This is a genomic window from Paraglaciecola arctica BSs20135 (genome assembly GCF_000314995.1).
Taxonomy (GTDB): Bacteria; Pseudomonadota; Gammaproteobacteria; order Enterobacterales; family Alteromonadaceae; genus Paraglaciecola; species Paraglaciecola arctica.
In genome coordinates, this window is the sequence record NZ_BAEO01000024.1 from 42,796 (window position 1) to 61,654 (window position 18,859).

The 18,859-nt window shown below is 40.6% G+C and carries 15 protein-coding genes and 3 tRNA genes; 12 read left to right on the forward strand and 6 right to left on the reverse strand.

The window, feature by feature from the left end:
• Positions 1-14: 14 nt before the first annotated feature.
• Genes GARC_RS08635 through GARC_RS08645 form a run of 3 tightly spaced genes read left to right on the forward strand, consistent with a single transcriptional unit; the run spans position 15 to position 4,336 of the window.
• Positions 15-1,073: a homocysteine S-methyltransferase family protein gene (locus tag GARC_RS08635; RefSeq protein ID WP_039989191.1), complete on the forward strand. Its 1,059-nt coding sequence runs from the start codon at positions 15-17 to the stop codon at positions 1,071-1,073.
• A 9-nt stretch (positions 1,074-1,082) separates the two neighbouring features.
• Entirely contained in the window at positions 1,083-3,746 is a 2,664-nt protein-coding gene (gene metH / locus GARC_RS08640; protein ID WP_007618941.1) for a methionine synthase, read from the forward strand.
• Positions 3,743-4,336, forward strand: a complete 594-nt coding sequence (locus tag GARC_RS08645) for a DUF938 domain-containing protein (protein ID WP_007618943.1) — start codon at positions 3,743-3,745, stop codon at positions 4,334-4,336. The genes metH and GARC_RS08645 overlap by 4 nt, the downstream gene beginning before the upstream one ends.
• 70 nt (positions 4,337-4,406) lie before the next feature.
• Here the strand turns inward: GARC_RS08645 and GARC_RS08650 are convergent, their stop codons facing one another.
• A complete protein-coding gene (locus GARC_RS08650; RefSeq protein WP_007618944.1) occupies positions 4,407-5,570 on the reverse strand; it encodes a GNAT family N-acetyltransferase in 1,164 nt (387 codons plus the stop codon).
• A 308-nt stretch (positions 5,571-5,878) separates the two neighbouring features.
• Here GARC_RS08650 and GARC_RS25900 point away from each other — a divergent pair, with 308 nt between their 5' ends.
• The 9 genes from GARC_RS25900 (at position 5,879) to GARC_RS08695 (ending at position 13,307) form a co-directional block, all read left to right on the forward strand.
• Complete coding sequence (locus GARC_RS25900; RefSeq protein WP_007618946.1) at positions 5,879-6,064, forward strand: regulatory protein RecX; 186 nt, start codon at positions 5,879-5,881, stop codon at positions 6,062-6,064.
• 128 nt (positions 6,065-6,192) lie between these two features.
• Positions 6,193-8,790, forward strand: coding sequence for an alanine--tRNA ligase (gene alaS, locus GARC_RS08660; RefSeq protein ID WP_007618947.1), 2,598 nt, complete (start codon positions 6,193-6,195; stop codon positions 8,788-8,790).
• A gap of 156 nt (positions 8,791-8,946) precedes the next feature.
• Complete coding sequence (gene csrA, locus GARC_RS08665; RefSeq protein ID WP_007618949.1) at positions 8,947-9,162, forward strand: carbon storage regulator CsrA; 216 nt, start codon at positions 8,947-8,949, stop codon at positions 9,160-9,162.
• 296 nt (positions 9,163-9,458) lie between these two features.
• Positions 9,459-9,548: transfer RNA gene (locus GARC_RS08670), tRNA-Ser, on the forward strand.
• 27 nt (positions 9,549-9,575) lie between these two features.
• A tRNA-Arg gene (locus tag GARC_RS08675) sits at positions 9,576-9,652 on the forward strand.
• A 64-nt stretch (positions 9,653-9,716) separates the two neighbouring features.
• A tRNA-Arg gene (locus GARC_RS08680) sits at positions 9,717-9,793 on the forward strand.
• Between the two features lie 291 nt (positions 9,794-10,084).
• Positions 10,085-10,351, forward strand: coding sequence for an OadG family protein (locus tag GARC_RS08685; RefSeq protein ID WP_007618953.1), 267 nt, complete (start codon positions 10,085-10,087; stop codon positions 10,349-10,351).
• Between the two features lie 25 nt (positions 10,352-10,376).
• Positions 10,377-12,167: a sodium-extruding oxaloacetate decarboxylase subunit alpha gene (oadA, locus tag GARC_RS08690; RefSeq protein WP_007618954.1), complete on the forward strand. Its 1,791-nt coding sequence runs from the start codon at positions 10,377-10,379 to the stop codon at positions 12,165-12,167.
• A 9-nt stretch (positions 12,168-12,176) separates the two neighbouring features.
• Positions 12,177-13,307 carry a sodium ion-translocating decarboxylase subunit beta gene (locus GARC_RS08695; RefSeq protein ID WP_007618955.1) on the forward strand — a complete coding sequence of 377 codons (1,131 nt, stop codon included), beginning with the start codon at positions 12,177-12,179 and terminating at the stop codon, positions 13,305-13,307.
• Between the two features lie 214 nt (positions 13,308-13,521).
• Here the strand turns inward: GARC_RS08695 and GARC_RS08700 are convergent, their stop codons facing one another.
• From GARC_RS08700 to GARC_RS08720, 5 genes are read right to left on the reverse strand one after another with little or no spacing between them, the layout of a single operon-like run.
• Entirely contained in the window at positions 13,522-14,307 is a 786-nt protein-coding gene (locus GARC_RS08700) for a peptide ABC transporter ATP-binding protein (protein WP_007618956.1), read from the reverse strand.
• Positions 14,307-15,302 (reverse strand): oligopeptide/dipeptide ABC transporter ATP-binding protein, encoded by a 996-nt coding sequence (locus GARC_RS08705; protein ID WP_007618957.1) that lies wholly within the window; start codon positions 15,300-15,302, stop codon positions 14,307-14,309. Before GARC_RS08705 ends, GARC_RS08700 begins: the two co-directional genes overlap by 1 nt.
• Positions 15,302-16,195 carry an ABC transporter permease subunit gene (locus GARC_RS08710; RefSeq protein ID WP_039989194.1) on the reverse strand — a complete coding sequence of 298 codons (894 nt, stop codon included), beginning with the start codon at positions 16,193-16,195 and terminating at the stop codon, positions 15,302-15,304. The genes GARC_RS08705 and GARC_RS08710 overlap by 1 nt, the downstream gene beginning before the upstream one ends.
• On the reverse strand, positions 16,182-17,213 hold the full coding sequence (locus GARC_RS08715; RefSeq protein WP_007618959.1) for an ABC transporter permease: 1,032 nt from the start codon (positions 17,211-17,213) through the stop codon (positions 16,182-16,184). The genes GARC_RS08710 and GARC_RS08715 overlap by 14 nt, the downstream gene beginning before the upstream one ends.
• Positions 17,213-18,850 (reverse strand): ABC transporter substrate-binding protein, encoded by a 1,638-nt coding sequence (locus GARC_RS08720; protein ID WP_039989197.1) that lies wholly within the window; start codon positions 18,848-18,850, stop codon positions 17,213-17,215. The genes GARC_RS08715 and GARC_RS08720 overlap by 1 nt, the downstream gene beginning before the upstream one ends.
• Positions 18,851-18,859: the final 9 nt, after the last annotated feature.

Sequence of the window (18,859 nt, forward strand, 5' to 3'; positions counted from 1 at the left end):
CATTGAGTCAGCGAATGGCCCCAAAACAATTAAAAGAACAACTGATTGACGCTGCAAATAAACGTATTTTGTTGCTTGATGGTGCCATGGGCACCATGATCCAAGAACACAAACTAGAAGAAGCGGATTATCGAGGTGAGCGTTTTGCTGATTGGCATTCTGATGTGAAAGGCAACAACGATTTATTAGTTTTGAGTCAGCCTAAGATCATCTATGACATTCACTGTGCGTATCTTGAAGCGGGTGCCGATATTATTGAAACCAACACATTCAACGCTACCACTATCTCCATGTCTGATTACAATATGCAAGACTTGGCAAAAGAGATAAATATTGAGGCAACTAAGTTAGCTAAAAAAGCAGCAGATAAATTTACCGCACTAACACCGGATAAACCTAGATTTGTAGCAGGTGTTTTAGGGCCGACTAGTCGCACCGCCTCGATTTCTCCTGACGTAAACGACCCCGCCAAACGTAACGTTACCTTTGATGAATTGGTTGCAGCTTATGTGGAAGCGACTCATGGATTGATTGAGGGTGGCGCAGATTTGATCATGGTGGAAACCATTTTTGATACCTTAAATGCTAAAGCAGCAGTGTTTGCGGTACAGACAGTTTTTGATGAGCTGGGATTCAGTTTACCTGTGATGATTTCTGGCACTATTACCGATGCCTCTGGGCGCACATTATCTGGTCAAACGGCTGAAGCTTTTTATTATTCAATGAACCATGTAGAACCCTTTTCTTTTGGCTTAAATTGCGCATTAGGTCCTGATTTATTGCGCCAATATGTAGAGGAAATATCTCAAATATCCGAATGTTTTGTCTCCGCCCATCCTAATGCGGGTTTACCTAATGAGTTTGGTGAATACGATATGGAAAGTGACGAGATGGCTGCGCACATTAAAGAGTGGGCAGAGTCAGGTCTATTAAACATTGTGGGTGGCTGTTGTGGCAGCACGCCAAAACACATTGCGGCCATAGCCGATGCGGTAAAAGATTTCGCACCTCGTAAAATAGTCCAAAGAGAGGTGAAAATGCGCCTGTCTGGTTTAGAACCTTTTGTCCATTAGGCGGTTGTGATGAGTATTAATGAAGTAGATTTAGAACAAGATATTCTCGTCGAAGCGAAGACCTCTGCAAACTTTATCAATGTAGGTGAACGCACCAACGTCACTGGTTCCGCCATGTTTAAGCGTTTGATCCTTAACGATGAGTACGAAAAAGCCTTGGATGTTGCTCGCCAACAAGTTGAAAATGGTGCGCAAATCATAGATATCAATATGGATGAGGCCATGTTGGACTCTGAAGCAGCGATGACGCGCTTTTTAAATTTAATTGCCTCTGAACCCGATATTTCTCGGGTGCCTATCATGATTGATTCATCTAAATGGACAGTCATCGAAGCAGGTTTAAAGTGTGTGCAAGGCAAAGCTATTGTTAACTCAATTAGTTTGAAAGAAGGCGAGGAAAACTTTCTGCATCAAGCTAAGTTGTTAAAACGTTATGGTGCCGCCACAGTGGTCATGGCGTTTGACGAGAAAGGACAAGCAGATACAGAAGACCGCAAATTTGAGATATGTGAACGTAGTTATAAATTACTCACTGAAAAAATTGGCTTTCCACCTCAAGACATTATCTTTGACCCAAATATTTTTGCCGTGGCAACCGGCATCGAAGAACATAATAATTATGCAGTAGATTTTATTAATGCCACTAGGCGAATTCGCCAAAATCTGCCCCATGCTCACGTCTCGGGCGGATTATCAAACGTCTCTTTTTCATTTCGTGGCAATAATCCCGTTCGTGAAGCTATGCATTCTGTATTTTTATATTATGCGATCAAAGCTGGTATGGATATGGGGATTGTGAATGCTGGCCAGTTAGAAGTGTATGACCAGATCCCCGCAGAATTAAAAGATGCGGTGGAGGACGTGATCCTAAATCGTCATGATCAAGCTACAGATAAACTTTTAGAGCTAGCACCTAAATATCAAGGTGACGGTAAAGCCCTAGTCAAAGACAACCTTGAATGGCGTGAATTGCCCGTCAATAAACGTCTAGAACACGCGTTAGTGCGCGGTATTATGGACTTTATAGAGGAAGACACCGAAGCTGCTCGCCTAGCAGCAGAAAAACCGCTACATGTTATCGAAGGGCCATTGATGGATGGCATGAATGTAGTCGGGGATTTGTTTGGTGAAGGAAAAATGTTTCTGCCCCAAGTGGTCAAATCTGCCCGCGTGATGAAAAAGGCGGTATCTTATCTTAATCCCTATATTGAGCTTGAAAAAGACCAGGGCAGCAGTAACGGTAAAATTTTGCTGGCGACTGTAAAAGGTGATGTGCACGATATTGGAAAAAATATTGTAGGTGTGGTGCTGCAATGTAATAACTTTGAGATCATCGACCTTGGTGTGATGGTGCCTTGTGCAAAATTATTGCAAGTGGCCAAGGACGAAAATGTCGACATGATCGGTTTATCAGGACTAATCACCCCTTCACTTGATGAAATGGTGCATGTTGCAAAAGAAATGCAACGCTTGGACTTCGACTTGCCTTTGCTGATTGGTGGTGCAACTACTTCAAAAGCACATACTGCAGTGAAGATTGAGCATAACTATCAACATCCAGTGGTGTATGTTCCTAACGCCAGTAGAGCTGTTGGAGTTTGTCAGAAACTGATCACCGCAGAAAATCGTGCCATCTATGCAGAAGAATTAAAACTCGATTATGAAAAAGTGCGGGTACAACACGCCAAGAAAAAGCCGCGCACTAGACCCGTTACTTTAGAGCAAGCCCGTGAAAATGGTTTTAAGTTTGATTGGGATAACTATCAGCCACCTGTACCCAAACAGTTGGGCGTGACAGCTGTGAGTGTAGGACTGGCAGAATTGGTTGAATACATTGATTGGACACCGTTTTTCTTAACCTGGTCTTTGGCGGGTAAATATCCGCGCATTTTACAAGACGACGTTGTTGGTAAAGAAGCACAGATTCTTTTTGATGATGCACAAGCCATGTTAAAAACCTTATGCAATAACCCTGAGCTTAAGGCTAGCGGTGTTATAGGTATATTTCCCGCTAATCGAGTGCAAGACGATATTCAAATTTATACGGACGAAAGTCGTAATCAAGTGGCACACATAGCTCACCATCTGCGCCAACAAACAGAAAAACCTAAAGGGGCAAATAATTGTTTAAGTGATTTTATTGCGCCTAAGTCTTCAGGCAAAGCCGATTATATTGGCGCATTTGCTGTGACAGCAGGAACCTGGGAAGATGGATTCGCCAAAGCTTACGAAGATGATGGTGATGATTATAATTCTATATTGGTTAAATCTCTCTCTGATCGATTTGCAGAAGCTTTTGCAGAATATTTGCATAAAAAAGTACGTAAAGAAATTTGGGGCTACGTACCTGATGAGCAATTATCTAACGAAGAACTTATTCGTGAGAAGTATCAAGGTATTCGACCTGCCCCAGGTTATGCGGCTTGTCCGGAACATTCCGAAAAACAACTGATTTGGGATTTGTTGGATGCGGAAAAAAATACAGGTATGAAACTCACAGAAAATTACGCCATGTGGCCTGGAGCTGCTGTATCAGGTTTTTATTTTTCTCATCCAGAATGTCGTTATTTTGCAGTGGCACAAATACAAGAAGATCAATTACTCGATTATGCTGCGCGTAAAAACTGGGACAGATTAGAAGCTGAAAAATGGCTAGGGCCTAACCTGCAATGACATTGAGCAAAAAACCTTTTAGCCAAGCATGTGAAAATAATAAGCAGCCTATTTTAGAGGTCTTGCATAGAATTTTGGCGGATAGAAAAAAACTGTTAGAAATTGGTTCTGGCACAGGTCAACATGCCGCACATTTTGCTCCTAGGCTGACACATTTAGAATGGCATACTAGCGATATGCCTAATAATCATAGTGGCATAAAAGCTTGGCTCAACGATGTTCCAGTTAAAAACCTGCATCAACCTATGCCATTTACAATCGGTGTTAACGATTGGCCTTTAGGTACTTTTGATGCCGTGTATACGGCGAATACAACACACATAATGCAACCTTCTGAAGCGCAACTTATGATGCAACTTGTGGCCGATAACTTGCCTGTTGGTGGGGTGTTTTGCCAATATGGCCCTTATAAGTTTGATGGGCAATATACCAGTGAGTCTAATAAAGCCTTTGATCTGCATCTAAGAGAACAAGGATGTGGTGGTATTCGTGATATTGATGAGCTGACCCTTTGGGCTAAACCTCTGGTTCTCATTGAGAAAGTGGCAATGCCTGCAAATAACTTCATGTTGATCTGGCAAAAACAATAACCTGAATTCGGGGGATGGCTTGTACTGAGTTCAGGGTAAATAACCTTTGAGCACTATAAGCCTATCCAACTTAGGCTTCTGACTGTCTAAAAGGTAAAAGTTTTTCAGCATCATTTTTGTATTGTTCGATTTGGGTATTTTCTTGTTGAATAAATCGCTCAACTGCCTCGTGAAATGCCAATTCTTTGAGTGAATGGTTTGAGTAGCAATAAATAGGCTCAAAACCCCTTAAAATTTTATGTTCACCTTGCGTGCCGGGGTTAAACCGAGCAATATTTTGTTCAATACAAAATTCGATGCCTTGGTAGTAACAACACTCGAAATGCAAGTTATGTATCTCTTCTAAGGCACCCCAGTAGCGACCACAAAGTTGATTTTGATCAAATATAAATAATGCACTGGCAATAGGTTGCCCATCTTTTAATGCAATGACTAACATTAAGTTGTGATGTAAGTCTCTAAAAATTTGTTCGAAAAACATTTCAGTTAAATAACCGTTATGACCACTACGTTTTAAATAGGTTTGTTTATAGCAATGATAGAAAAATTGCATGTTTTCTTCGGTTAAATGCTCGCCGTGAACGCGAACAACTTTTATTCCTTCGGTGGTGACTTTAAGGCGTTCTTTTTTCACATTCTTTCTTTTACGTGAATTAAAGTGCGTCAAATAATCTTCAAAAGATGAATATTGCCGATTAAACCACTGGAATTGCACAGAATGGCGTTGTATTTGACCATGTTCATGGAGTAACTGGCTGATGTCTTGTTCAACAAATAACCAATGCATGGAAGACATGCCAGTCAATTTTAATTGATTAGTAATTTCTTGGCATAAAATAGGTAATAGTTGCTGTTTACCTACTCTTTCGTCGAGCATTAACCTCGCGCCAGTGACGGGGGTAAAAGGAATGGCTGCGACTAATTTGGGGTAATAGTTCACGCCATATTGTCGATATGTGTTTGCCCACGCGAAATCAAACACATATTCTCCGTAACTATGTGTCTTTTTGTATAATGGTAAGATGCCAACAGCCATGGAATTTTGGTAGATTACTAAATGAAACGGCTGCCAACCTGATTTTCCGCCAACTGACCCCGAGGTTTCTAAAGCGTGCAAAAAAGGGTATTGACAAAATGGGCTGCTGTCTTTAGCTAAATTATCCCAAATTGTTTGACCAATTTGTTCAATTGAGGTGCTAAATTTGAATGTATATTTTGAGCTTGATATTGACAATATTTGGCCTAACCTTTTGCTAAGTTTACTTCCCTAATATGGCAGATAATGACGTTAAGATCATTAAATATACCATCACAAGATTACTTGCTGGGCGTGAGCACGGTAAACATAAATTACTCAAGAAGCTATTGCAACGGGACTTTGAGCGTCATCTTTACCTCTAATGGATAGATAAATTTAATCAGCATAATTTACAAAGTAATGAGAGGTTTGCTGAATCTTTGATCCGCGGTCGTGCTAATTAGGGCATAGGTGAATCAAGAATAGGCAATGAGTTAAAAGAACATCATATTTCTGCATAGATAGTGACCGCAGCAATAACTGAGCTTAATCTTGATTGGTTCGAATTGGCTGTTAAAGTGTTTGAGAAAAAATATGCTAATAAGCCTGCTAAAGATTTTAAAGATCAACAAAAACAGCAGAGATTTTTATATTATCGTGGTTTTACTCATGAACAAATTCACTATGCAATTGAATCAACAAAAGATTAACAGACTTTAGTGTTAACGCTAGCCTTAACAAAAGACAACTAAACTGATATCTTTGGCGCCACAAGCCGTATTTATGCCGCTTAGGGCATATTTGAACCCCATTAATTATTAACACTTCAGGATTGTAAATGAGTAAAACAACCGCCGAGATCCGGTGCGCATTTTTAGATTTCTTTGCCGCTAGAGGACATCAAAAAGTATCCAGTTCATCTTTAGTTCCAGCAAATGATCCAACACTTTTGTTTACAAATGCTGGAATGAACCAATTTAAAGATGTGTTTTTAGGTACAGAGTCTCGTAGTTACGACAAAGCGACATCTTCGCAACGTTGTGTACGAGCAGGTGGTAAACATAATGATCTTGAAAATGTAGGTTATACAGCCCGGCACCATACTTTTTTCGAAATGTTAGGTAACTTCAGCTTTGGTGATTATTTTAAAACCGAAGCAATTCAATATGCGTGGGATTTTTTAACCACAGAATTAGGCCTGCCGAAAGATAAATTATTGGTCACCATTTACCACGAAGACGACGAAGCTTTTGATATTTGGGCCAATAAGATAGGTCTGCCAGAAGATAGAATTATCCGTATTAGCACTTCAGACAATTTTTGGTCTATGGGCGATACTGGCCCTTGTGGACCTTGTTCAGAAATTTTTTATGACCACGGTGAACATATTTGGGGTGGCCCGCCTGGCTCTCCGGAAGAAGACGGCGACAGATTTATTGAAATCTGGAATCTGGTGTTTATGCAGTTTAATCGTCAAAGTGATGGCACTATGCAGCCTTTACCTAAACCTTCTATCGATACGGGAATGGGCTTAGAGCGGATCTCAGCGATTTTACAAAACGTACATAGCAACTACGAAATTGATATTTTTCAGAATTTAATCGAAGCAACTGCCACAGTGGTTGGCACAACCGATAAACAAGATAAGTCATTACGTGTTATTGCTGACCATATCCGTTCATGTAGTTTCTTGATTTGTGACGGTATTATTCCCTCAAATGAAGGCCGCGGATATGTATTAAGACGTATTATACGCAGAGCGGTAAGACATGGTAATAAACTCGGAGCCAGTGAGGTGTTTTTCTATCGTTTGGTGGAAGCATTAGTAACTCAAATGGGCGATGCCTATCCTGAATTAGCTGCCAACCGAGAACTTATTGAGAAAGTATTAAGAACTGAAGAAGAACAGTTCTCTCGTACCCTTGAGCGCGGCATGAGTATCCTTAATGATGCTCTTAACGAATTAACATCCAATGTGGTGCCAGGTGAATTGGTCTTTAAACTATACGATACATATGGTTTCCCTGCAGACTTAACCAATGACGTTGCCCGTGAAAAAGAACTGAGTATTGACGAAGAAGGTTTCCAAGCTGCTATGGCGGCTCAGCGTAAACGTGCTCAACAAGCTAGTCAATTTGATACGGATTATAATGAGCAACTAAAGTCTAATAGCACTTCTGAATTTACAGGTTATGATCAGGTTACTAATCAAGCAGAAATTGTTGAATTGTTTGCCAACGGCCAACAGGTAGAAAAATTAAGTGCGGGTGAAGAGGGCGTTATTGTGCTTGATAAAAGCCCTTTTTATGCTGAGTCAGGCGGACAAATTGGAGATACTGGCGTACTCAAAACGACTAGCGGTAGTTTTGAAGTAAGAGATACGGTTAAGTTGGGTAATGCTATTGCTCATAAAGGAAAGGCTGACGCTGATTTTAAATTGGGTGACGTGGTGCAAGCTGAATTCGATGTTGCACGCCGTGAAGCTATAAAGTTGAACCACAGTGCCACGCATCTTATGCATGCAGCTTTGAAACAAGTATTGGGCGAGCATGTTAACCAGAAAGGCTCGCTTGTATCTGCGGATCGCTTTCGTTTTGATTTTTCACATTTTGAAGCTGTCACTAATGTCGAGCTTCAAAGTGTTGAGACGCTAGTTAACCAGCAAATTCGTGCCAACCATAGTTTACAAACCAAGTTAATGAATTTGGATGAGGCTAAAGATGCAGGCGCAATGGCTTTATTTGGTGAAAAATATGCAGAAGACGTGCGTGTTGTCACTATGGGAGACTTTTCTATGGAACTGTGTGGCGGAACACATGTCAATAGAACAGGTGATATTGGACTGTTTAAGATTGTGTCAGAAAGTGGTATTGCTGCCGGTGTCAGAAGGATAGAAGCGGTCACTGGAGGTAAAGCCCTTGATGTAGTGCAAAGCCAAAGTCAACAACTGAGTCAAATGGCTAGCCTATTAAAAACTGATCCTCAAGGCTTATTTATCCGTATAGAACATGTATTAGAACAAAATAAAATAGTAGAAAAAGAATTAGAAAAGTTAAAACAACAACTCGCCAGTAATGCCACGACAGACGTATTGTCTGAGGTATATGAAATAAAAGGCGTCAAAGTACTGTCAACTGTATTACAAGGCATTGAAGCTAAAGCACTGAGAACTATGGTCGATGACTTTAAGAACCAGTTAGCTAGTGCGATCATTGTTTTAGGAATAGCTGAAGAAAATAAAGTCAGTTTGATAGTGGGGGTGACCAAAGACTTAGTGTCTAAGGTTAAAGCAGGTGAGTTGGTTAACTTTGTTGCCCAGCAGGTTGGCGGTAAAGGAGGAGGACGTCCTGATATGGCTCAGGCAGGTGGTTCTCAACCTCAAAACTTAGATTCAGCCATTGCTTCAGTGCAAGCTTGGCTAGAAGAAAAGTTGTAAAAGTATAAAGGTAGTAAAACAAGAATTTTTCGGTTGTTTTTTGTGGTGACAACAAAAATAGGGAAAAACCGATAGGGTAAATTTTCTGGCTTAGCTGGTAATTTACACTAACTTTAACGAAGGGATCGTGTTTTTAACGGAAATAGGAGCAATAGAATGCTAATTTTAACTCGTCGTGTTGGAGAAACCCTAATGGTTGGTGATGACGTCACCGTGACAGTATTAGGGGTAAAAGGGAATCAGGTAAGAATTGGTGTGAATGCGCCTAAGGAAATATCTGTGCATCGTGAAGAAATTTATATGCGCATCCAAGCTGAAAAGAACGTGCAACTTGCCGCCCATGAACAGGAAGCAAGTCCAGACGAAAACTAATAGCAATTGGACTTAAAAAAAAGCTGGGTAACCAGCTTTTTTTATGGATGATGAATTTATATTTTCTTTCAAATCTGACAAAAAATAAGCACTTAGCCAATAATCGTTTAAAATCCCAGCAAGCCGTCATTAACTTCATAAAAAGTGTTTGACTTACTCATGTGGATCGGTAAACTTCGGCTCCTCATTTAGGAGACGTTAACCCTAAGTCAGGGTGACTAAAGCGAAGTGCTTAGAAATATAATCTAAGTAAATTAGCCAGAAAAATCTGAAGATGAGTGTAAGATCTAAGTTCCGGAGAGGTGGGTGAGTGGCTGAAACCAGTTCCCTGCTAAGGAACCGTACGTTTATTCGTACCGAGGGTTCGAATCCCTCCCTCTCCGCCATTAGGTTTTGATGTGAAAGTTTTCAATGCGCGTGTAGCTCAGCTGGATAGAGTACCTGGCTACGAACCAGGTGGTCGGAGGTTCGAATCCTTCCACGCGCACCATATTTCAAAGATTTTTTAGAAGATAGTTAAATGTTAGTTATACTTCTAAAGCAAACCGGTTTAAGCGCGTGTAGCTCAGCTGGATAGAGTACCTGGCTACGAACCAGGTGGTCGGAGGTTCGAATCCTTCCACGCGCACCAAATAATAAAGCCCATAAAATTTTATGGGCTTTTTTATTGTCTCGAAATTCTAAATCCTTTTTGATAAATCAAATTAACGGTTAGCCAATTGAATTGGACTCTCTTTGGAGTGTTTTATGATACTTCATGTAAGTATCATGTTAATGGTTTACTTGAAGTGGGTAAATATTCACAATATCCGAATATTTTATTATTCTTTATGCACTTTTCCTCTTGGCCTTTTGTTGTGTTTTCTTAGGCTGCATGGTACTTATCACCTACTAAATTGTTTAATATTGAGATCACGTTTGTATGCAGCCTGAAGTCGCAAATGCTCTTGTCGAAGCCGCTAATTTATTAGTTGTTGGAATGGTAGTGGTATTTCTGTTTTTATCGATGTTAATTGGTGCAGTTACTTTGATTGCTTGGATTAATAAACTTATTCCCGATGAGTCGCTAAACACTATAGAAAACCACTCAAAATTTACTAATAACACTTTGCCTAATAACCAAGGCGTTTCTCCAAAGATTGTGGCTGTGATTAGCTCAGCTATCGTTCAGCACAGACAGCCACACTAGTTTAAAATTTTAAGGAAGTATCCTCATGCGTAAACCACTAGCGATTACAGATGTTGTATTGCGTGACGCTCACCAATCATTGTTTGCAACCAGAATGCGTCTCAAAGACATGTTACCGATAGCAAGTAAATTAGACGATATTGGCTATTGGTCTCTAGAAACATGGGGTGGCGCGACTTTTGATGCTTGCATTCGTTACTTAGGAGAAGACCCATGGGATCGCATTCGTCAACTTAAAAAGGCGATGCCTAAAACTAAGCAGCAAATGTTGTTACGTGGCCAGAATCTTTTAGGATATCGTCATTACGCCGATGATGTAGTAGAAAAATTTGTAGAGCGAGCACATACAAATGGTGTTGATGTGTTCCGTATATTTGATGCGATGAACGATATTCGTAACCTTCAAACTGCAGTTAAAGCAGCTATTAAACAAGGTGCACATGCTCAAGGAACCATGTCTTACACAGTGTCACCTGTGCATTCCTTGCAAACTTGGTTGGATATGGCCAACAAATTACAAGACATGGGTGTGCATTCAATTTGTATAAAAGACATGGCAGGTTTGTTAAAACCATACGAATGTGAAGAACTGGTGACTAGATTAAAAGAATCCATCGAAGTACCTATTGCTTTGCATTGTCATGCAACGACCGGCTTGAGCGCCGCTACCTATCAAAAAGCGATTGATGCAGGTATCGATATTTTAGACACCTCTATTTCATCGATGAGTATGACCTATGGTCATACAGCGACTGAAACTATAGTATCTATAGTTGAAGGTACTGAGCGTGATACTGGTTTGGCTTTGCCAGCCTTTACTGAAATTGCTAGTTATTTCCGTGATGTACGTAAAAAGTATGCAGAGTTCGAAGGTAGCCTCAAAGGTGTTGATGCACGTATTTTGATAGCACAAGTTCCTGGTGGCATGTTAACCAACATGGAAAGTCAGCTGAAAGAGCAGGGTGCTGAAGATAAAATGGATGAAGTGCTTTTAGAAATTCCGAGAGTAAGAGAAGATCTTGGTTTTATTCCGCTAGTTACACCGACCTCGCAGATAGTTGGCACTCAATCTGTTATCAATGTAATAACAGGTGAACGTTACAAAAGCATCAGTAAAGAAACTGCCGGTGTACTCAAAGGCGAATATGGGGCCACTTCTGCACCTGTGAACAAAGAATTACAACTGCGAGTATTAGATGGTAAAGAAGCCATTACATGTCGCCCAGCAGACCTTATTGAAGACGAGTTAGCGGCGCTTACCTCCGAACTTACAGATATTGTCAAAAAAGAATCTATCCAAACAGCAGATGATTTGGTGGATGACGTGTTGACCTATGCATTGTTCCCACAAATCGGCTTAAAGTTTATTAAAAATAGAAATAACCCTGATGCGTTCGAGCCAGCGCCGAGTCAAACACCACAAGTTGCTGCTAGCAATGTTGTTGCGACTGAGGCTACAAGCTCTGGTGCTGCGATGTATTCAGTGCGTGTAGACGGTCAAGTGTTTGAGGTTGAAGTGGCGAAAAGTGGTGAGTTAACCAATGTGCAAGTAGCTTCTAGTTCCGGGCCTGTAGCACAAGGGGCTAGTTCTTCTTCAGCAACAGGACAAACATTAAATTCACCTTTGGCAGGGAATATTTTTAAAGTGCTGGTCAAAGAAGGTGATGTAGTTAATACAGGTGATGTTGTCATCATTATGGAAGCTATGAAAATGGAAACTGAAATTCGTGCCTCCGTTTCGGGTGCTGTATCCAATATTTCAACTAAAGAAGGTGATGCCGTGCAAACGGGACAACCTTTATTAGTTATAGGATAAGGAACACAAATGGAAAAGCTCGAATTATTATGGCAAAGCACCTCATTGGCTCATTTTGAGTTAGGTCAGGTGATCATGATGAGCGTTGGTGCATTATTACTTTATTTAGCTATTGTTAAAAAGTTTGAACCTTTGCTACTGTTACCTATTGGTTTTGGTGCTGTATTAACCAACATTCCGTTGGCCGGTTTTAGTGATCCTGGTGGATTGCTTTACCTTGTTTATCATGTTGGTATCGATACTGGGGTCTTCCCATTGCTGATTTTTATGGGCGTTGGAGCAATGACGGACTTTAGCGCATTGATTGCCAACCCTAGAATGTTGCTACTTGGCGCTGCAGCCCAATTTGGTATCTTCGGTACACTATTTGGTGCGATAGCCTTGAACATGGTTCCAGGCTTTGAATTTTCACTACAAGATGCCGCAGCCATCGCCATTATCGGTGGTGCTGATGGACCTACTGCTATATTTTTAGCCTCAAAACTAGCGCCTGATCTTCTCGGTGCTATTGCGGTAGCCGCTTATTCCTACATGGCGTTAGTGCCTCTTATTCAACCACCTATCATGCGTTTATTAACTAGCGAAGATGAAAGAAAAATAGAAATGCCACAGCTTAGGACTGTGTCTAAGCGTGAGAAAATTGTATTTCCTCTAGCGGTACTATTGCTTTGTATTTTGTTTTTACCTACAGCTACTCCTTTAGTTGGAATGTTTTGTTTGGGTAACTTAATGAAAGAGTCAGGTGTAGTAGATAGGCTCAGTAATAGTGCACAAAACGAATTAATTAATGTTGTAACTATCTTTTTGGGCTTAGCGGTTGGCTCGAAATTATCAGCCGATAAGTTTTTAACAGTAGAAACGTTAGGTATCTTGGCGCTAGGTGCTATCGCGTTCTCTATAGGTACATCAGCAGGCATATTAATGGCAAAAGCAATGAGTAAGCTTAGTAGCCAAAAGATCAACCCATTGATTGGGGCTGCGGGTGTATCTGCGGTGCCTATGGCTGCAAGGGTGGTTAACAAAGTTGGACTAGAGGCAAACCATCATAACTTCTTGTTGATGCATGCTATGGGGCCTAATGTAGCTGGAGTCTTAGGCTCAGCAGTCGCCGCTGGAATTTTGTTAGCTTTGGTAGGGTAAAATAACTAAATTGATTTCGGACTGAGGAATGTCGAAGAATTAAATATTAATTTATATTTCAAAGAGACAATCGATATCAATGGCATTTATCAGGTATTTGATGGGCCACAAATAGCGGTGCTGACAGGCACTGCTTATTCCTAACAAAGGTTACTAAATATGGTGCTAATTTTACTCATTCGATTTAGTGCCATTCCCTATGTGCCACCCAGTGTTAATTATTCTGTCTATTAACCAATGCTTGATGAGAATCTACTAACTTTTTAGTGTATTCATCTTTAGGCCAATTGAATATCACATCTGTTTTTCCCGACTCGATTACTTTTCCATCTTTCATGATGATCACTTTGTCAGAGATATGCCTGACAATACCTAAATTTTGGGAAATAAAAATAAACCCTAATCCCAAATCACGCTGTAATTTCATTAGCAGATTAACTGCCTGAGAACGTACCGATGGATCTAATGCAGCAAAGGGTTCATCTGCAACTATCACCTTGGGATTAAGTATCAGAGCGCGGGCTAAGGCTATTCTTTGACGCTGTCCATCCGACAGCATATGCCGATAAAAAAAACGGTGCTCTGTCATTAGCCCAACTTGTCTTAAGGTGTGTTCTATAAGGGATATACGTTCTTGAGCATTAAGTTTAGTGTTGAGGCGCAACGGTTCTTCCAGAATAGTGCCTAAGGTCAATCCCGGGTTTAGAGACTCATTAGTATTTTGAAAAATCATTCTGATATCGAGGCATCTGACATTAATATTCGATTTATTTAGCTCCACTCCATTCATAAAAATCTTGCCACTTTTGGGTGTTTCTAAACCCACAAGTAGTTTGGCCAATAAGGACTTACCCGAGCCGTTGTTGCCAACAATAGCCAAGGTTTCACCTGCTTTAAAATTAAAGCTTACAGGCCCTAAATCAAAAGTTATCTTCTTTTTTGACCACATGCTTTTTATGGTATTTTGAAAAGTTAAGTCTTCAACTTCGATAAGATCCATTATTTGGCTTTCCAATGCAGCGGAAAATGACAGCTATAAAAATGTGTATGAACCCGTCTAATTTGAGGTATTGCCACGCACTCTCTGCGAGCTCGTGGGCACCTTGGGCCTAATCTACAGCCAATTGGTAAGTGATACAGAGTCGGGATAGTGCCATCAAGTGAGGTGAGTGGGGACTTTGGTGGTAAGTCTTTGCGAAAGCTTGGGGCACTATCTAGCAGAGCTTGAGTATAGGGGTGGAAGGCGCGTTTTCTTAGTTGCTGTAACTCACCACTTTCAACTGTTTGTCCACAATACAAAACTGTCATATAACTAGCCATATTCGAGATAGCTAACAAATCGTGACTGACGAATAAAATACTCATATTTCTTACTTGGTTAACCCTACTAAGTAATTTTAATATTTGTGTTTTTGCGATTACTTCCATGCCTCTAGTGGGATCATCGGCAATAATTAACTTAGGTTCAGAAGCAAGAGCCATGGCAATCATAAACTTCTGCACTACATCGTTGCTAATTTGGTGAGGATAACTATTGAGGCATATTTGATGATTTTTAATACCCACTTTATGCAACAGTTTTATCGCTAACCCTTGTTTTTCAGCATTGCGTTGCCAAAACCAGGTTTTAGTTAACTTGTCAGTAGGAAGCATTTCTTTTAGTTGCTGGCCTAAGGTTAATAGCGGATCAAGTGAATTAATTGGGTTTTGGAAAATCACCGAAATATCTTTACGAATGATCTTTCGTCTTGCTTTGACCGACATGGTCAATAAGTTTTGTCCTTTCCAGGTCATACGGTCGGCAGTAATTCGCCAGCGCACAGGCAGCGCCCCAACAATGGCTTTAACTATCAAACTTTTGCCTGAGCCGGATTCACCCACCAAGGCATGAATTTGACCTTCATGGATCACCATGTTGATTTTATCTAGCGCCTTTACCCAGCCGCCAGATATATCAATTTCCAACGTGAGGTTTTTGATATCAAGTAGGACCATTAGTGTAATAACCTATTTCTAAGGGCTGATCGCAGACCGTCACCAACTAAATTAATGGAAATTATCATGACAAACAAGGCACCACCGGGCACGGCAATAGTCCAAGGTGCAATGTAAGCGACTTCAATACCTTCCAAGAGCATTGCCCCTAATTCAGACGACGGGGCTTGAGCGCCTAGTTTGAGAAATCCTAATGCACTGATATCTAAGATCGAAACGGATAGTGCTAGGGTCGCCTGTACCACTAACATTTCACCCATATTCGGTAATATGGAATGGATAAATATATGCCTTTTGCTGGCTCCGTCGAGTTTGGCAGCCATAATGTATTCTTTCGATAGTTCACGTCTTATAAAGTCGCGAGTTTGGTGCACAAATTGCGGTATTAACGACAGGGCGATGGCCCACATGCTATTAACTAATCCCGGACCTAAAATAGCAATAATAATGATGGCGATAAGTAGTGTTGGAATGGCTTGAATGGAGTCTAAAGTATGGTTAATAAAACTTGAGCGGAATCCTTTGCTCATCCCTGCTAGAGCGCCTAATCCAACTCCCAGCAACATTGCTACTATAACCAGCAATATACTAATACCAAAGGTCATTCTGCAGCCATATATAATCCGAGATAATAAATCACGGCCTAAGGCGTCTGTTCCAAATAAGTGGCTAATGCCACCGTTGGGATACCAAGAGGGGGGGATCAGTAAATCACCTATTTGTTGCATATTTGGATCAAAGGGCGCTAATAAAGGACAGAAAATGGTGATTATTAGAAAAAACGTAAAACAAAAAAAGCCAGCGACAGCGATATGATTTTTTTTGAATTCCATCCAAGTGTACTGCAGCGGAGAGGGATGGTGTTCTTCTTGATATAAGCTAGGTTGTGGCACGTTCAGCCCTTCTGCGTCTTGGATCGGTGAGACGAATAGTGAGATCAATCGACATAGTGAAAATGACAACCAAAACGGATACAGCTAACATTCCTGCTCTAATCGCTGGGTAATCTTGTTGATAAATGGCCTGAATGAGCCAATTACCTATACCTGGCCAAGAAAATATACTCTCTACTATCATGGCGTTGGTTAACAATGTGGGAAATTGCATGGCTAGTAGTGGCAGAATGGGTATCAGCGCATTCCTTATTCCATGGCGCATTAACACTTGCCTAGGGGTTAAACCTCTAGCGTAGGCAGCTAAGATAAACTCACTATTTAAAGTTTCAATTACAGAACGTCTTGTGATGCGCAATATGAGGGTTGTTGTGACAACGGCAATTGATAAAGTTGGTAAAATAAGGTGCCTAAACGCACTAATGAGTGCTGCCTGTTTATCGATAGAATCAGATAATAAAATATCGATTATAATGAAATCTGTGATGCTAGGGATCTCAAATAATAAACTAATACGTCCAGATAGTGGAAACCATCCAAGTTGCAGGGAAAATACTAAAATCAAGAGCAATGCGAGCCAGAATACTGGTATGGAATAACCCAATAAGCTCACCGAAAGCAGACTATAGTCCGTAAGTTTATGGTGTCGTAAAGCAGCTATAAAACCTAATGGTAGTCCAATGAAAAAAGACAGGAAAAGCGCATAAGCACTAAGCTCTATGCTAGCCGGAAGGTAATGGCCAACATCTTCATATAGTGGTAATCCAGAACTAAAACTGACTCCCCAGTTGCCAGCAAATAGTTCACCTATATAATGCCAATATTGGACAAAAATATTGTCATCAGCAGAATACATTAATGCACTATTTTGCATTGCCGTTAATTCATTCAGCCGTAAGCCCGTAAGATTTTCTACTGCTTCCCCAGGAAATAAATAAGCCAAGATAAAAGACAATAAACTCAAAATAAAAAGGGTCACAAGAACAAGATTTGTATAACGCAACAAAACATTAGTCATTAGTGCTTTTTCACTCCACCAAAACGCACACCGCCATATGGATTAATCACTAACCCATCCAGTTCTTTTCTATGGGCTTGGTATCGAGATGCATGAGCAATGGGGATCAAAGGCAGTTGTTCTGCTAAAAGTTCATTGGCCTTGCCATAAAAATAGGTCCGTTCACTGATCTCAGTATACTGTAGCGCTTTATTAATCAATAAGTCATATTCGTCAGAACACCACATTGCTCTGTTAGTGCCTGACTCTATGGCCGCACATGATAATAGTGGTCGGTAAAAATTATCTGGATCGCCATTGTCTGCAGACCAGCCAATTAATACAGAGTCATGTAATCCCTCGGTTAAACGTTCTCTAAATATTGACCATTCGTAACTGATAATATTGACTTGTATGCCGACAACTTGCAGATAGGCTTGGATTAGCTCTGCCATTTTCATGGCATTTGGATTATAAGCTCGTTGCACTGGCATGGCCCAGACCGTCATTGAAAAGTCCTCAGGGATCCCTTCCTCACGCAATAGTTTTATTGCTGCGATTGGATTATAACTAAGAGGTCTAACATCCGCTAAGAATGCCCAGGATGTTGGTGGAACTATGTTCTTTGCTGGAATAGCACTATTAAAATAAATGGCTTCAATCAAGGCATTTTTATCGATTGCCATACCTAACGCTCGGCGCACTTGCGGGTTATTAAAGGGCGGTTTCGAGGTGTTAAAAGCCCAAAAACCTATGTTTAAGCCAGGTTTTTCATCTAATACTAAATTTTCTTGTTGACGTATCACTTCTAGTTCACTGTGAGCTGGTAAAGCAATCGCATCACATTCCCCAGTAAGCAGTTTAGCCAGCCTAAGTGAGCTGGAAGGGGTGATATCAAATATGAGCTTGTCGGTTAGCTCAACTTCGCGCCAATATTCTGGATGTTTTGTATAGCGTATATAACGGTCTTGGCGAAAGCTGGCCAACTGATATGGACCAGTGCCTACTGGCTTATAATCTATTAGTTCTTTTTGATTCCGAGATATTAATTTGTCCGCATATTCAGCGGATAATATCACCGCAAAATCTGTCGCGAGGTTAGCTAAAAAAGAACTTTCTGGATTATGAAGGGTGATTTCTATTCGATAACCATTTATTCGCTTAACCTGTGATATCAATCCGCGAAGATTCAAGCTATCGGTATAAGTATATCTTCCACCAGAAATGTCGTGATACGGGTGATCAACCAGACGCCAACGATTAATGCTAAACAATACGTCGTCTGCATTAAAAAAGCGTGTTGGTGTAAAGGTCTGAGTTTGATGAAAAGAAACCTCTTGTCTCAATTGAAAGGTATAAGTTTTACCGTCATCACTGACTAGCCAACTGGTGGCTAACGCGGGGACGATATCTCCAGTCACTGGGTCAAAATCTATTAATCGATCATAAATTTGGTGGGACGAAGCATCGACCGTCGTGCCTGAGGTATCTAATTGTGGATTAAAGTTGGAGGGACTTCCTTCCGAGCAATATATAATACCATTGGGGTCTGTTTTTGATTGAAGAAGTGCATCACATGCACACAATAAGGTACAGACCAAAATAATTAAAGGTGTCTTGAATCCAGTATTTTTATTGTGCTTTTTGAGAATATTCACGAGTTGAGC